The 14,564-nt window shown below is 33.8% G+C and carries 15 protein-coding genes; 12 read left to right on the top strand and 3 right to left on the bottom strand.

From position 1 onward, the window contains the following. Nucleotides 1–554: 554 nt before the first annotated feature. The 6 genes from J5Y03_RS18950 (at nt 555) to J5Y03_RS18925 (ending at nt 6,263) form a co-directional block, all read left to right on the top strand. Nucleotides 555–824 carry a hypothetical protein gene (locus J5Y03_RS18950; protein WP_209407566.1) on the top strand — a complete coding sequence of 90 codons (270 nt, stop codon included), beginning with the start codon at nt 555–557 and terminating at the stop codon, nt 822–824. A 453-nt stretch (nt 825–1,277) separates the two neighbouring features. Then, a complete protein-coding gene (locus J5Y03_RS18945; protein WP_209407565.1) occupies nt 1,278–1,922 on the top strand; it encodes an NUDIX hydrolase in 645 nt (214 codons plus the stop codon). Between the two features lie 65 nt (nt 1,923–1,987). Next, nucleotides 1,988–2,959 (top strand): carbohydrate kinase family protein, encoded by a 972-nt coding sequence (locus J5Y03_RS18940; protein ID WP_209407564.1) that lies wholly within the window; start codon nt 1,988–1,990, stop codon nt 2,957–2,959. Nucleotides 2,960–3,314: 355 nt separating this feature from the next. Then, nucleotides 3,315–4,307, top strand: coding sequence for a fatty acid desaturase (locus J5Y03_RS18935; protein ID WP_209407563.1), 993 nt, complete (start codon nt 3,315–3,317; stop codon nt 4,305–4,307). Nucleotides 4,308–4,530: 223 nt separating this feature from the next. Further along, nucleotides 4,531–5,664, top strand: a complete 1,134-nt coding sequence (locus tag J5Y03_RS18930; protein ID WP_209407562.1) for a sensor histidine kinase — start codon at nt 4,531–4,533, stop codon at nt 5,662–5,664. Beyond that, nucleotides 5,664–6,263 carry a response regulator transcription factor gene (locus J5Y03_RS18925; protein ID WP_209407561.1) on the top strand — a complete coding sequence of 200 codons (600 nt, stop codon included), beginning with the start codon at nt 5,664–5,666 and terminating at the stop codon, nt 6,261–6,263. Before J5Y03_RS18930 ends, J5Y03_RS18925 begins: the two co-directional genes overlap by 1 nt. A gap of 106 nt (nt 6,264–6,369) precedes the next feature. Here J5Y03_RS18925 and J5Y03_RS18920 read toward each other — a convergent pair whose 3' ends face one another. Both J5Y03_RS18920 and J5Y03_RS18915 read right to left on the bottom strand, forming a co-directional pair. Beyond that, nucleotides 6,370–7,215 carry an aldo/keto reductase gene (locus J5Y03_RS18920; RefSeq protein ID WP_209407560.1) on the bottom strand — a complete coding sequence of 282 codons (846 nt, stop codon included), beginning with the start codon at nt 7,213–7,215 and terminating at the stop codon, nt 6,370–6,372. A 275-nt stretch (nt 7,216–7,490) separates the two neighbouring features. Beyond that, nucleotides 7,491–8,702 (bottom strand): MFS transporter, encoded by a 1,212-nt coding sequence (locus J5Y03_RS18915; RefSeq protein WP_209407559.1) that lies wholly within the window; start codon nt 8,700–8,702, stop codon nt 7,491–7,493. Between the two features lie 182 nt (nt 8,703–8,884). Between J5Y03_RS18915 and J5Y03_RS18910 the strand changes: the two genes are divergently transcribed. The 3 genes from J5Y03_RS18910 (at nt 8,885) to J5Y03_RS18900 (ending at nt 11,351) form a co-directional block, all read left to right on the top strand. Continuing rightward, nucleotides 8,885–9,256 (top strand): winged helix-turn-helix transcriptional regulator, encoded by a 372-nt coding sequence (locus J5Y03_RS18910; protein WP_209407558.1) that lies wholly within the window; start codon nt 8,885–8,887, stop codon nt 9,254–9,256. A 521-nt stretch (nt 9,257–9,777) separates the two neighbouring features. Then, on the top strand, nt 9,778–10,347 hold the full coding sequence (locus J5Y03_RS18905; protein ID WP_209407557.1) for a TetR/AcrR family transcriptional regulator: 570 nt from the start codon (nt 9,778–9,780) through the stop codon (nt 10,345–10,347). A 56-nt stretch (nt 10,348–10,403) separates the two neighbouring features. Next, the gene (locus J5Y03_RS18900; RefSeq protein WP_209407556.1) at nt 10,404–11,351 is read left to right on the top strand and encodes an SDR family NAD(P)-dependent oxidoreductase; all 948 of its coding nucleotides are present in this window, start codon (nt 10,404–10,406) and stop codon (nt 11,349–11,351) included. Between the two features lie 113 nt (nt 11,352–11,464). Here the strand turns inward: J5Y03_RS18900 and J5Y03_RS18895 are convergent, their stop codons facing one another. After that, nucleotides 11,465–12,010 carry a helix-turn-helix domain-containing protein gene (locus J5Y03_RS18895; RefSeq protein ID WP_209407555.1) on the bottom strand — a complete coding sequence of 182 codons (546 nt, stop codon included), beginning with the start codon at nt 12,008–12,010 and terminating at the stop codon, nt 11,465–11,467. A 226-nt stretch (nt 12,011–12,236) separates the two neighbouring features. Between J5Y03_RS18895 and J5Y03_RS18890 the strand changes: the two genes are divergently transcribed. The 3 genes from J5Y03_RS18890 (at nt 12,237) to J5Y03_RS18880 (ending at nt 14,559) form a co-directional block, all read left to right on the top strand. Next, nucleotides 12,237–12,881, top strand: coding sequence for an alpha/beta hydrolase (locus J5Y03_RS18890; protein WP_209407554.1), 645 nt, complete (start codon nt 12,237–12,239; stop codon nt 12,879–12,881). Nucleotides 12,882–12,933: 52 nt separating this feature from the next. Further along, the gene (locus tag J5Y03_RS18885) at nt 12,934–13,716 is read left to right on the top strand and encodes a DODA-type extradiol aromatic ring-opening family dioxygenase (protein WP_209407553.1); all 783 of its coding nucleotides are present in this window, start codon (nt 12,934–12,936) and stop codon (nt 13,714–13,716) included. Nucleotides 13,717–13,785: 69 nt separating this feature from the next. Beyond that, nucleotides 13,786–14,559: a 2-keto-4-pentenoate hydratase gene (locus tag J5Y03_RS18880; RefSeq protein WP_209407552.1), complete on the top strand. Its 774-nt coding sequence runs from the start codon at nt 13,786–13,788 to the stop codon at nt 14,557–14,559. Nucleotides 14,560–14,564 lie beyond the last annotated feature (5 nt).

The raw sequence follows: 14,564 nt of genomic DNA, 5'->3' as shown, positions 1-14,564 counted from the left end.
CTTAAAAGTCTATATCAAAGATATGAATTTCTGCGTCAGACTTAATTTGAACCGCCGTATACGGAACCGTACGTACGGTGGTGTGAGAGGTCGGGAGTTAGTCGCTCCCTCCTACTCGATTTTGTTGGGTTTCTATTAGACTTCTAACTGTACTGTATGCTAAAGAATAGCTATTAAAAATGACTCTGGAACAATTATATTTTTAAATTGGAATTTTTATTTAAAAGTTAAGCTGTTTTCGTATACATTGTTGCTATTTCAGTATGTGTAAGTTGATTTCCACTCCAGGATGCTCGCTTTCCTAGGGGTGTGAGCTGAGCCTCCTCGTCGCTATCGCTCCTGCGGGGTCTCAGCCTTCACACATCTCCCACAGGAGTCGAGCACCCCTCCGTTCCAATCAACTTCTGTCTATTAAATTACAAAAACATAAAAGCAACAATCTTTAAAAAAAGAGCCAAAATTTATGATTACAATCAATCCATAGGTCACTATCATGTGATGACTTTACTCCTTCATAATAAACGGTATCAAAAATATGTACAGGTGTGTAGAATATGCTAAAAAGTAAAAATATAGGATTTCATTCATTTTTATATTCAGTTTTGGTAATCGGTATTGCTGCTTTTGTGGGATTGGGATTAAATGTGAGGGATGAAGTATATATGTTTTCTCCGCTTATGGCATTGTTAGTAACAATGCTATTAACAGGAGAAGCATTTTCTACAGGGCATGCGGTTACTTGGGCAAATTCCTTCAAAAACTTCATTAAGCGTATTATCATTCGGTTTGTATTAACTCATTTTACAATACAGAATGACTTTTAACATTAAATAACATTGGTAAATGAAAGACGCTTATAAAATAAAAGCGTCTTTTTTGCTTTGTACTTTTCTAAAAGATTTTTGTTTTTTTGAAGGAGTTTGTTAAAGCAAACTGTGATTAAAAAGTTGATTGGAGCGGAAGGTGCGAGACTCCTGTGGGAGAAGCGGGACAGGTGAGACCCCGCAGGAGCGATAGCGACGAGGAGGCTCGCCGCACGCCCCACGGAAAGCGAGCATCCTGGAGCGGAAATCAACTTAACGCATTCTTAACAATAAAATTTATGAAAGTAGCCTCATTTTTTATAGTTGTTCATTTATTTAAAATATACAGCTTCCTACTGTATTAAAAAAGTGAATATATTTAAACGAATATTATATCTACAGTTTACAATTTGAATAGCAGTATATTAAGTTAGAATTGTCAGTACAACTTTTGAAAAATGAGGCGAATATGGAATGGAAAATGAATTACTTAACATATTTGATGAAAACAGGAATCATATAGGATCGGCTACTAGGCAGGAAGTACATAAACTTGGGCATTGGCATGAAACATTTCATTGTTGGTTCATTAGTAAAGATAACGAGAAAAACTATATTTATTTTCAAAAAAGAAGTGATAGAAAGAAAGATTATCCTAATCTTTTAGATATTACAGCTGCTGGACATATTTTAGCTCATGAAAAGATAAAAGATGGCGTAAGGGAAGTAAAAGAAGAATTAGGAATTGATGTTTCCTTCAATGAGCTAGTGCCTCTTGGGGTTATCGAGTATTGTGTCATTCAAGAAAATTTTATTGATAAAGAAATTTCAAATGTATTTTTATATAACAGTCAAAGAGCTTTTGAAGATTTCACCTTACAAGCAGAAGAAGTATCAGGGCTTGTCCGAGCTGATTTCAATACCTTTTGTGAATTTTGGTTAGGAGAAAGAAAAGGTATTTTCATTGAAGGATTTGAAATAAATACTGCTGGAAAAAAAGTGCTGATTAATAAAAATGTCGATAAAAATGCATTTGTTCAGCATGAGTTAGCATATTATGAGAGAGTTTTAAAGTTAATAAGTGAACAGATTGGATTAGCAAAGAATAATGGCCAGTAAGGAAGGTTGCAGGTGATTTAGTAGGGGGATTAAATGGACATAGAGAGTTTAGGAGATGAACGTGGATGGGAACATTATATTCGTTAGGTGAAGTTTTAATAGATTTTATTCCTCTTCAAAAAGGAGAGGCACTTAAGGACGTTGTAACATTTGAACGTACACCAGGAGGCGCTCCTGCAAACGTTGCTGCGACAGTTGCGAAATTTGGTGGGTCATCCTCCGTTATTACTAAATTAGGTGCTGATGCATTTGGCGATTTTCTTGTAGAAAAGCTAAGTGAAAATGGGGTTCAAACTGATAAAATCTTACGAACAGATGAAGCAAATACTGCACTTGCTTTTGTTTCTTTACGTAACGATGGAGAAAGGGACTTTTCATTTTATCGTAAACCTTCTGCAGATCTTTTGCTGAATGAAGATGAAATTAACGGTGAATGGTTCGACCGAGGAGATATTTTACATTTTGGATCGGTTGATTTAGTAGAAAGTCCTATGAAATATGCCCATATCAAGTCAATTGAGGAAGCGAAATCAAGAGGTTGTTTAATTAGTTTTGATCCAAATGTAAGACTGCCTCTTTGGGAATATCCCGAAAACTGCCGACAAACCATTCTTACATTTATACCAAAAGCTCATATTTTAAAAATCTCTGATGATGAATTAGAGTTTATTACGAAGATTTCTGATCAGGAAGAGGCTGTCAGCTCCTTATTTATAGGAGATGTAAAAGTCATCATAATTACAAAAGCCGCAAGTGGGGCAGATTTATACGTGAGATCAAATAAATATGGCTCAGCTGGATTTGAAGTTAGTGTCGAGGATACAACCGGTGCCGGAGATGCGTTTATTGGTAGCTTTCTATATAAGTTGTTAACGATGAAAGTCAACCTAAATAATCTTGGGGATATCTGTGCAAAATATCACCAAGAACTATTGGAATTTTCGAATGCTAGTGGAGCACTTACAACGACAAAGAAGGGTGCTATCAGTGCGATTCCAACGAAAGAACAAGTACTACGTTTAATAATAGAAGCTTAGTTTTTCATAATGCTAATAAGTTCAGGATATTATATTTCCAAAAAAATTTTATTATATAAAATGATCAGCTTAAGCCAAATATTGCTTGAGCTGTTTGTTTTATTTGGGTTCTGAAAGATTTCGAGATTGTCTTAAGATAGTTTTTGAATTGACAGAGAATCCATGGTATTCATGCAGGAACCATACGAAAAGTTGAAAAGTTGTTATTATCAAATATTTTTCTAAGGAAATATTCCGTAAATTCAGACGGGTATATGACAAGTGTCATGTTTTGTACATGACACGTATGTCTGCAAAGGTCAATTTCGATTCTCTATAATAAGGGTAACAAATGAATAAAAGGAACTGATCACATATGACAAAACAAACTACGTTAAGAAAACAAGTGTCTCCTTATGAAACGTCTAATACAAAAGACAGTGTAAGACAGCTTATTAATACCTTAGTTCCATTTTTAGTACTATGGTTTTTAGCATATAAGAGCCTATCTATTTCTTATCTACTTACTTTAGCTTTTGGAATCATTGCATCTGGTTTTGTAGTAAGAATTTTCATCATTTTTCACGATTGTTGTCATCACTCTTTCTTTAAAAATAGAACTGTAAATAAAATAATTGGTACGATAACTGGTATTTTAACTTTTTTCCCTTATAACCAATGGCAGCACAGTCATTCTGTACATCATGCAACAAGTGGTAACCTTGATAAACGTGGTGTAGGCGATATATGGGTACTAACAGTTGATGAATATTTAGAATCTTCACGTTTGCAAAAAATCGCTTACCGTCTTTATCGTAACCCTTTTGTTATGTTTGTTTTAGGTCCAATCTACATTTTTCTTATAGTAAATCGATTTAATCGAAAAGGTGCTAGAATGAATGAACGTATGAATACCTATCTTACAAACATCGCTATCACTGCTTTAGTAGGTTTACTTTGTTATGCGATAGGATGGAAATCATTCCTTTTAGTAGAAGCTCCGATCTTTTTAATATCTGGTTCAGCAGGTGTTTGGTTATTTTATGTACAACACACTTTTGAGGATTCATACTATGAAGGAAATGAAGAGTGGGAATACGTTCTTGCGGCAGTAGAAGGAAGTTCTTATTATAAGCTACCAAAAGTTTTGCAATGGCTTACAGGTAATATTGGTTATCACCATGTTCACCATTTAAGTCCAAGAGTTCCTAACTATAAACTTGAAGCGGCTCACGATAACACTGAACCTCTGCAAAATGTACCAACAATTACTTTGGCTACAAGTTTAAGTTCGCTTAAATTCCGTCTATGGGATGAACAAGCTAAAAAATTTGTAAGGTTTAAAGATCTAAAGGTTTTAACTAAATAAACAGGATAATCCATTGATACCTCTCTTATTTACTGGACAAACTACAACCAAATCTTTCTTGAAATTGAGCTAAGAAGAGTTAATAGTTTTGTCTTCCTAACATTTATTGATGTTTAGGTAAGTAAGAGAGGTATATTTAATGTTAAGATAGAAATAAGAGAAAAGACTCGATTCAATGAATCGGGAAGAAAAAGTTTCTAAAGCTGAAAATGAGGTTTCTTTCATGATTAAGAAATACATGACATTTCAAAAGAGTAATGGGATTTCTCCATATGTTTGGACTATTTTTTGCATCTTGCCATTTTATTTTATTTTTCAATCTTCCTCGACAATCAAAATTGCGGTTGGAATTTTACTAACAGTCTTATTTTTTATTTTTTATCGAATTGCATTTCTTTCTAAAGGATGGCCTGTTTATTTATGGGCATTCATTTTGATGGGAATTTCGATTACATCGACAAGTTTGTACAGTTATGTTTATTTTGCTTTCTTCTTAGCCTATTTTATTGGGAATATTGAAAACCGTTTAACATTTCTTATATTATATTTTGTCCATTTAATAAGCACTTCGATTTCAATTAACTTTAGTATCGTAAGGCAGGATGAGTTATTTTTATCACAATTACCATTTGTTATCATTATTTGGATTAGTGTCATTCTTCTCCCATTCAGCATTTATAATCGAAAAGAAAAGGGACAGTTAGAAGAAAAACTAGAAGATGCAAATAAGAGGATTTCTGAGCTAGTCAAATTAGAAGAGAGGCAGCGGATTGCCCGTGATCTTCATGATATTTTAGGACAAAAGCTCTCATTAATTGGTCTTAAAAGTGATTTAGCAAGAAGATTAATTAAAAAAAATCCTGATCAAGCTCAAGATGAAATGAAAGATGTACAGCAAACTGCAAGAACTGCCTTAAATGAAGTGCGGAAGTTGGTATCGTCTATGCGAGGCATGAGGTTAAAAGATGAAATCATTCTTGTGAAACAAATTCTTGAAGCTGCTCAAATTAACTTTTCGGGTGTTGACGAATTCAAACTAACAAATGTTTCACTTTTAACTGAGCATATTTTAAGTATGTGTTTAAAAGAGGCTGTGACTAATGTTGTGAAGCATAGTGGAGCTACATCATGTTTCATTTCAATTGACCAATCATGGAAAGAAATAACAGTGATTATTCAAGATGATGGTGTTTTTAAAAGTGAAGATGTAGACTTATGTAAAGGAAACGGATTAATTGGAATAAAAGAACGTCTGGAGTTTGTAAACGGCAGCATTGAACTAGTGGCAAAAGATGGAACAACCTTAATTATAAGAGTACCTAATGATGTAAAGCAGGCAGATAAGGAGGAATTTTAATGATTACAATTGTTATTGCTGAAGACCAAAAACTTTTATTGGGAGCCTTTGGTTCGCTACTTACATTGGAAGATGATATGGAAGTAGTTGGCAAAGCTTCCAATGGAGAAGAAGCTATAGCTCTTGTAAGGAAATATCAACCTGATGTCTGTATAATGGATATTGAAATGCCTGGTAAAAGTGGCCTAGATGCTGCAGAGGAACTGAAAGGACTAAACTGTAAAATAATCATATTAACTACATTTGCTCGTGCTGGCTATTTTCAACGTGCACTTAAAGCTGGTGTAAGTGGTTATTTACTAAAAGATAGCCCAAGTGAGGAGCTAGCAAGTTCAATAAGAAGTATTATGGCGGGTAGACGAATCTATGCACCAGAGCTTATAGAAGATGTTTATGGTGGCTTAAACCCTCTTACAGATCGAGAAAAAGAAGTATTAGAGCTTGTAGCTGATGGGAAAAATACGAAAGAAATTGCTGATGAGCTTGATATAAAAACTGGAACAGTTCGAAACTATATTTCAACCATTTTGGACAAACTTGAAGTGAAAAATCGTATCGAAGCAATCACTCAATTTAAGGAAAAAGGTTGGTTTAAATAAGAAGCTTAATATTTTATTTTTAAGTTAAAAATGATGACTCCATAAGTTAAATAGGAGTCATCATTTTTTTTAGTTATAGGTTAAAGCTATGAAGTTATTTTTTTGTTTAAAAGTCAAAATTATCCGGATCCGGACCAACTCGATAGTTTTGGTTCATTTGATCAATTTGTTCCATATCTTCTTTTGATAGTTCAAAATCAAAAATTGATGCATTTTCAATTATTCGATGTTCTTTTATAGATTTTGGAATTGTTACAACTCCGTTTTGTAAGTCCCAACGCAAAATGATTTGAGCAATAGACTTATTATATTTATTTGCAATTTCTTGTAGGACTGGATTATCTAGTAGTTTTCCTTGCATTAATGGAGACCATGCTTCTAGTTGAATGCCATTATTTTGACAAAATGACTGAAGTTCTTTTTGAGTTAAAAGAGGATGATACTCAACTTGGTTCACCATTGGTTTAATCTCAGCTTCTTTAAACAAGTCTTCAAGATGATGGATATTAAAATTACTCACTCCAATCGCTTTTACACGCCCAGTTTTATAAAGTGTTTCTAATGCTCTCCACGCATCTTTATATTTACCCTCTACTGGCCAGTGAATAAGATATAAATCTAAGTACTCTACCCCAAGTTTATTTAAGCTTGTTTCATAGGCTTTAATTGTTGATTCATATCCTAAATCTGCGTTCCAAACTTTAGAAGTCAAGAATAATTCTTCTCTCGAAATACCAGCTTCCTTAATACCTTCTCGAATTCCGATTCCAACACCTTGCTCATTTTCATAAATTGCTGCTGTATCAATACTTCTATAACCATTTTTTATGGCAGACTTTACTGCATTAATTAATTCTTGGCCTTCTTCTACTTTAAACACACCTAATCCTAACCAAGGCATTTTTACGCCATTATTTAATAGTGTTGTATCTTGTAAATTTTTTACTTTCATATTAGTTTCCTCCTAAATGTTTGGTTTAAATTCTTTTAGAAAAGCTGTTTTCGTTTACAGTGTTGTTATTTTAGTATGTGTAGATTTCCATTCCAGGATGCTCGCTTTCCGTGGGGCGTGAGCTGAGCCTCCTCGTCGCATACGCTCCTGCGGGGTCTCAGCCTTCCCACATCTCCCACAGGAGTCGAGCCTCCTTCCATTCCAATCAAATTCTGTCTTTTAAATAATAAAACCTAAGCAAACAATCTTTTAGAAAAGAGACTTTACAAAAGAGTTTATCTAAAAGATGTAGCTCCAGAATAATTTTTTTGATCTTTGTTTTCTAATGATCGACTCCAAGCAGTAAGAATAACTGCTCCAAGAACCATTAATGCTCCAATCCATGGAGTATTAATCAATCCAATTGAATCAGTAACTATACCACCTAAGTAGGAACCGATAGCAATACCTACATTAAAAGCTGCAATATTCATTGCTGAAGCAACATCTACTCCGCTTGGTACAAAACGTTCGGCAAGTATAACAACGTAAACTTGTAGGCCAGGAACATTCATAAAAGCTAATAGACCCATTAGAATTATTGTAATTAATCCAAGTATTTTAAATGGTGCGGTAAATGTTAATAGAAATAGAATAACTACCTGTATGATGAACATGTAAAATAGTGCAGAAATCGGATTGCGATTTGCTACTTTTCCACCAATCATGTTGCCTATACCAATTGCAACCCCATAAATAAGTAAAAGAGCTGCAACGGTTCCTTCTTTAAAGCCTGTAATGTTTTGTAGTAATGGAGATAAATAAGTAAAGACAACGAATGTACCGCCATATCCTAAGGCTGTAATCGTAAATAATAAGATTAGGCGACCATTTGTAATCAAATTAATTTGAGTACGAAATGATGTTCGAGTCCCTTTTAGTAAATTAGATGGGACAAGGATACTATTGGCAATAAAAGCAATAAGACCAACAATAATAATAGCTATAAAAGCTTCTCTCCATCCAAAGAGTTGTCCTATATAAGTACCAATAGGAACACCTGTAACTGTAGCTACAGTTAGCCCTGAAAACATTATCGAAATTGCACTAGCTCTACGATTTTCTGGAACTAGATTAGCAGCAATTGTAGAGCCAATCGACATAAATAAACCATGTGCAAATGCAGAAATGACACGGCCTACTAATAAAACGCTAATATTTGTAGCGAAAGCAGCTATACTATTTCCTAAGATAAAAACAACCATAATCAATAGAAGTAAATACTTTCGAGAGATGGTAGATGTCAAAGTTGTTAGGATGGGTGCTCCGAATGTTACGCCTAAGGCATATATAGAAACAGTTAATCCTGCAGTAGTGACAGAAATGTGTAGATCCTTAGAAATAAGTGGAATTAATCCTACACTAATAAATTCTGTAGTCCCAATTGCGAAAGCACTCATAGCCAGTGCAAGAAGTGCAAAGGTATTTCGTTTTTTATCTAAAGTCATTAACTTTCCTCCTTTATTGTGATGATTAATGTATCAATCTTTCCTCAAGAATTTGATGAAGTTGGTCGACAAATGTTATTATGAGCTATATAGTTCGAATGGAAAAGAACATACTTTAAAGTAATATAGGCACTAAAATGTGCCATAGATACTTTTTAGTGCCTATATATTAGGAGGGGAATATGCAAAAGAAGAAGTATAATATATCAGTTGAAGCTACACTTGAAGTTATAGGCGGGAAATGGAAATGCGTTATTCTGTGCCATCTAACCCATGGTAAAAAACGTACAAGTGAATTGAAACGATTAATGCCAAATATTACACAAAAAATGTTAACTCAACAATTACGAGAGCTAGAAGAAGATGGTGTGATCAATCGAATCGTTTATAATCAGGTTCCACCAAAAGTAGAATATGAACTTAGTGAATATGGATTGAGTTTACAAGGTATTTTAAACTCTTTATGTACTTGGGGTGAAAACCATATTACGAGAGTTTATGGAGATAAATTTTCAGTTTTAGAGGAAAATGTTTTGAATGAGAAACTAAAATAACTTAAGATGAGGCAATCAATTCTTTTTTAGAGTTACAGTTTATTTATGTGTCATATTTAAAGGTAAACAATAAGTTTTTGGAAAGAAAAGAAGAGACTCTATTATTGAGTAGTTTTTTAGACCATGTTCTAGTTTCTTTAAGAGTCCACGAAACATAAAAAACATTTTTTGTGATTAATACAGGCTCTTTTTTAAAAGATTGTAGTTTTAAAAAGATTTTGTTAAAGCAAACTTTAATAAAGAGTTAGTTGGAGCGGAAGGTGCGAGACTCCTGTGGGAGTAGCGGGACAGGTGAGACCCCGCAGGAGCGATAGCGACGAGGAGGCTCACCGCCCGCCCCACGGAAAGCGAGTATCCTGGAGCGGAAACCAACGAACTCTTTTTTTAATAACAACAATGTTTACGGAAACAGCTTTAAGGAATAAAAGTTACATAGGAAAAAAAAATTTATGGAAATGATTGACAAAAGAAAAGAGTGTAGCATATTATTTTATTGAACAGTGGTCAATAAGGAGGAGCAAATGTCAGCTAGAAAATCAGTCAAACAAGAATTAACTCGTGAAATCATAATGGATGCCGCTAGAGATTTGTTTGTAAAAAATGGATATCAGCATGTGTCAATGAGACAAATTGCTAAAGAATTAGATTATAGTCATGGAGCTATTTACTATCATTTTAAGAATAAAGCAGAGTTATTTTATGCATTAGTCGAAGAACATTTTCATATGCTTGATAAGGTAGTAGATGAGGTGATGGAGAAAGAGTTAGAACAAAAGGAGAAGATGGAGCAATTACTTTTAGGTTTTATTAAGTTTGGTCTGACATATCAAAGTCAATATGAGATTATGTTCCTTATAAAAGATGAAGAAGTACGAAATTTTATTAATGAAGGTCCAAATCATACCTATAAAAAATTTGCTGATAATGCATATTTCCTATGTGAAAAGAAAATTTCAATTCAAGAAATATGGTCATTATTCTTATCATTACATGGCTTTGTTACACATTATCTTCGTCATGTTACTAGCTATGATGATGTGGAAAGTTTGGCAAAACTTCATGTGAATTTTCTTCTTAAATCAATTAACTAATTTTTTTTGAGTTTAATTAACCGATGGTCAATTAAAAATATTGGGAGGAATTTAAAGTGAAAAAAGCGTTAGTTTTGGGAGCTTCAGGAGGTATGGGGTATTCAATTGTAAAAGAATTATCTAGCAGAGGGATAGAGGTCGTTGCATTTGCACGTACAAAATCAAAGTTAGAAAAACTGTTTGACGGAGATACGAATGTTACAATTTTTTCTGGTGATATTTTTGAATTAAAGGATTTACTAGCAGCTGCTTCAGGCTCAGACGTTATTTTCCAAGCGGCAAATTTACCATATGTTGAATGGGAAGAGAAATTACCTCCATTCATGATGAATATATTAAACGTTGCGAAAAAGCAGTCTGCTAAGCTTGCAATTGTTGATAATATCTATGCTTATGGGAGAAGTCCAGGTAAGAAGGTAACTGAGACAACTCCAAAAAATCCTCATACAAAAAAAGGCAACACTCGTTTACAAGTAGAAAAACTAATAAAAGAATCCGATGTTCCATCTCTAATCGCACACTTCCCAGATTTTTATGGCCCAAATGCAGAAAATACAATTTTACATTATACTCTTCAAAATATCGTGAAAAATAAAAAATCAAGTTATGTAGGGGAGCAAAAAATAGCAAGAGAATTTATTTTTACTCCAGATGGTGCAAGGGCAATCGTGAACTTGGCTTTAAACGATGAGGCATACGGACAAAACTGGAATATTCCAGGGTATGACGTCATTACTGGAGAAGAATTAGTTCAAGAAATACGAAACATAACTCAATACGATAAAAAAGTATCAACCATTTCAAAAAGCATGATTAAATTTTTAGGACTATTTAATGCAAATATGCGTGAAGTAGTTGAAATGTTTTATCTTAATGAAGAACCAGTTGTTTTAAATGGAGATAAATATGAGAAACAAATAGGGGAGATTCCTCGAACATCATATCAAGAAGGTTTAAGGCAGACAATTGAATTTATGAGAGATAGGGAAAAGAGGGAGGAATAGGGTAAAGAATAGGGCTAAAAGATAAGGGGAAAGGAAAAGCTAAACAAAGAGAGTAAAAAAGGAATTCGGATTGGATTCTAAACTGATTTCCTTTTTTACTTTAGAGCCTTATTTTAATGAATGTCATGAAGTTCGCTGTCAGTAGATATGGCAATCAAAATAACAGCAGGCTTATCACCAATATTTTCAACATAATGTGCTACACTTGCATTCCATGTGAACGTATCGCCTTCTTCAAGAATGTATGAATCTTCCCCTTGTTCAGCAAGAATTTTCCCATCTAATACTAAATGAGATTCTTCCCCTTCATGGGAATTACCTTTTCCGGTTGAAGCTCCTGGTGGAATTTCAACTAGCATCATCCTTAAACCACCTTTAGACGCTAAATGTTCGATTTTTAAATTTCCTTCTTTATAAGTAGTGGTCTTTCTTTCATTTTTCCTGACAACACTCATATGTTGTTCTTTTTCTAGTAATAAATATGGCAAAGGAACATTCAAGAAGTTAGCGATTAGTTGCAGAGTATTGATCGAAGGGGAGGTATTGTTGTTCTCCACATTACTTATGAATCCTTTTGAAAGGCCAGTTTGTTCACACATTTGTGCAATTGTTATCTTTTTTCTATTTCTAATTGCGCGAATTTTAGATCCAATATCCATTTAATTACCTCTTATGTTTCTTAATAAAAAACTTATTTCTATATTAACAAAAATAAAATTGACAATCCATAGATGGTTTGATATCTTTTAGAAAACAAATATTCATATAAAGAAACTTTTTGATATTTTTTTGACATATAGTTTCTTAATATGAAACTATTATTTTTATTATGAAATTTTTATAACGAAGAAACAATAAATAGAAAAACGAAGGGATGATAGACAAATGGAAGCACCGATGATTTATGAACTTAGACGTCCAAAGAATTTTCAAGAAGGAGAAACATACCCTGCTATATTTGTGATGCACGGAATTGGAAGCAATGAACAAAATATGTTGTCACTTGTTAATGGGTTAGATGATTCATTTTTTATCTTTAGTATACGTGGTCATTTATCACAGCCACCTGGATTTGCCTATTTTACGATTCAAGGTTTTGGTAAACCACATAGAGAAGTTTTCGATGAAGGTGTAAATAAACTTACAAGTTTTATTGATTATGCGAGTGAGCAATATCCTATTGATTTAAACAGATTATATTTACTTGGTTTTAGTCAAGGAGCAATTCTTGCAATGACATTGGGAGTAACACTTGGAAACAAAATTAAGGGAATTGTTGCTTTAAGTGGATATATTCCATTGTTTGTGAAAGAAGAATACAACATTGATCCAGGGGAAAATTTATCCGTGTTTATTTCACATGGGAAGATGGACCAAGTTTTACCTTTCGGATGGGGAATAGAAAATGTTGATTTCTTTAATAAATTAGGAATACCAGTAACTTTCAAAGAATACGCAGAAGGACATACTGTATCGAATGAGAATCTCCAAGATTTTCACCAGTGGTTACTTGATGATTTACAAAAGTAAACCTGTTAATTAGACATGAGAGTTCATTAAAAAAGAATTAGGAGGAAGTTACATGTTACCATCTTTATTTATAGCTCATGGAGCGCCATTAATAGCGATTGAGAACAATGAGTATACACAGTTTTTAAATCACTTAGGTCGTACATTGCCTACTCCAAAGGCTGTCGTGTTATTTACTGCACATTGGGAGAGTACTACTCAAAGAGTAAGTGAAATAGATGAATATGATACGATTTATGATTTTGGTGGGTTTGATCCTAAGTTATACCAGATTAAATACCCTGCAAAAGGTAATAATGAGATTTCAAAAGAAGTAAAAGATTTATTTAGTCAGAATGGGATTCCGTTCGAAGTAGAAACAAAACGTGGCTTGGACCATGGGGCATGGGTAGTTCTTCGTTTACTTTATCCAAACGCTGAAATTCCTGTTATTCAAATGTCCGTTAACCCAGATCTTTCTCCAGAGGAGCAATATAAAATCGGAAAAACTTTAAAAGCATTGAGAGAGAAGGACATTTTAATTATTGGTAGCGGTGGGACAGTTCACAATCTAGGTGCTTTAAAAATGTTTGATGACAATGGAAAAGTAGATTCTTGGGCACTTGAGTTTGATGATTGGTTAGCTTATCACATTAAAAATTGGGATGTTGATTCTCTATTTAACTATGACTCTCTTGCTCCAAATGCGAAATTTGCAGTGCCACCTTATGGTAATGAACACTTTGTTCCTCTGTTTTATGCTATGGGCGTGGCGGATGATACTAGAAAAGCAACTTTACTTCATCGTAGTTATCGATATGGAAACTTAAGTCATAGTGTATGGCAGTTTGAGTAAGAAATTGCGTTTTCTAAAGGTGATAAATTTTAAAAGCTAGAAAAATAGGGAAAATGAGGTATTGAGAAAGTGATTTTACAAAAAATTGCAGATGAACTAAGTTGGCATCAAAAAAACGTCTTAGAACTTGAAAAAATTACTCAACGATACAAAGGTCTTTCTCTAGAAGATGCATACGAAATTCAGCGTTTAAACATAGAGAAGGACTGTCAAATAGGAGACCGACTAATAGGATGGAAAATGGGATTAACTAGTATTGCAAAGCAAGAATCAGTTGGAGTAGATCAACCGATTTATGGGAGATTATTAGAGTCAATGGTGATTGAAGAACCAATATTGCATGTAGAAAAGCTAATTCATCCACGTGTGGAACCTGAAATTGCATTTCTTTTTAATAAGCGCTTGGAAGGAAAAGATATTACCGAACAGGACGTATGGGAGGCAACGGAGTTCATCATGCCTGCATTAGAGGTCATTGATAGCCGGTATAAGGACTTTTCGTTTAATCTGATTGATGTTGTGGCAGATAATGCTTCTAGTGCAAAAATTTTTGTTTCGAAAAAAAACTATCCCCCAAATCAATATAATTTGGATCAAATTGAAGTTGTAATGAAGTTAAACGGTCAGATTGTTCAAAAAGGTAATGGATCGGCGGTTATGGGAAACCCTGTTCGTTCAGTAATGAAACTAGTCCAAATGTTGCATAATACAGGGCATTGTATTGAACCAGGGATGGTTGTTTTAACTGGTGGAATTACTGAAGCTATTCATGTACAAATAGGTGATGTGATTACAGTCGAATATGATAAATTAGGTACATTAAATATGACTGTGTCCCATTAATTAAG

It is taken from the genome of Gottfriedia endophytica, assembly GCF_017814275.1.
In the GTDB taxonomy this organism is placed as follows: Bacteria; Bacillota; Bacilli; order Bacillales; family Bacillaceae_G; genus Gottfriedia; species Gottfriedia endophytica.
Note: the sequence above shows the minus strand (reverse complement) of the source record. Positions and strands in the feature narration are given on the sequence as shown.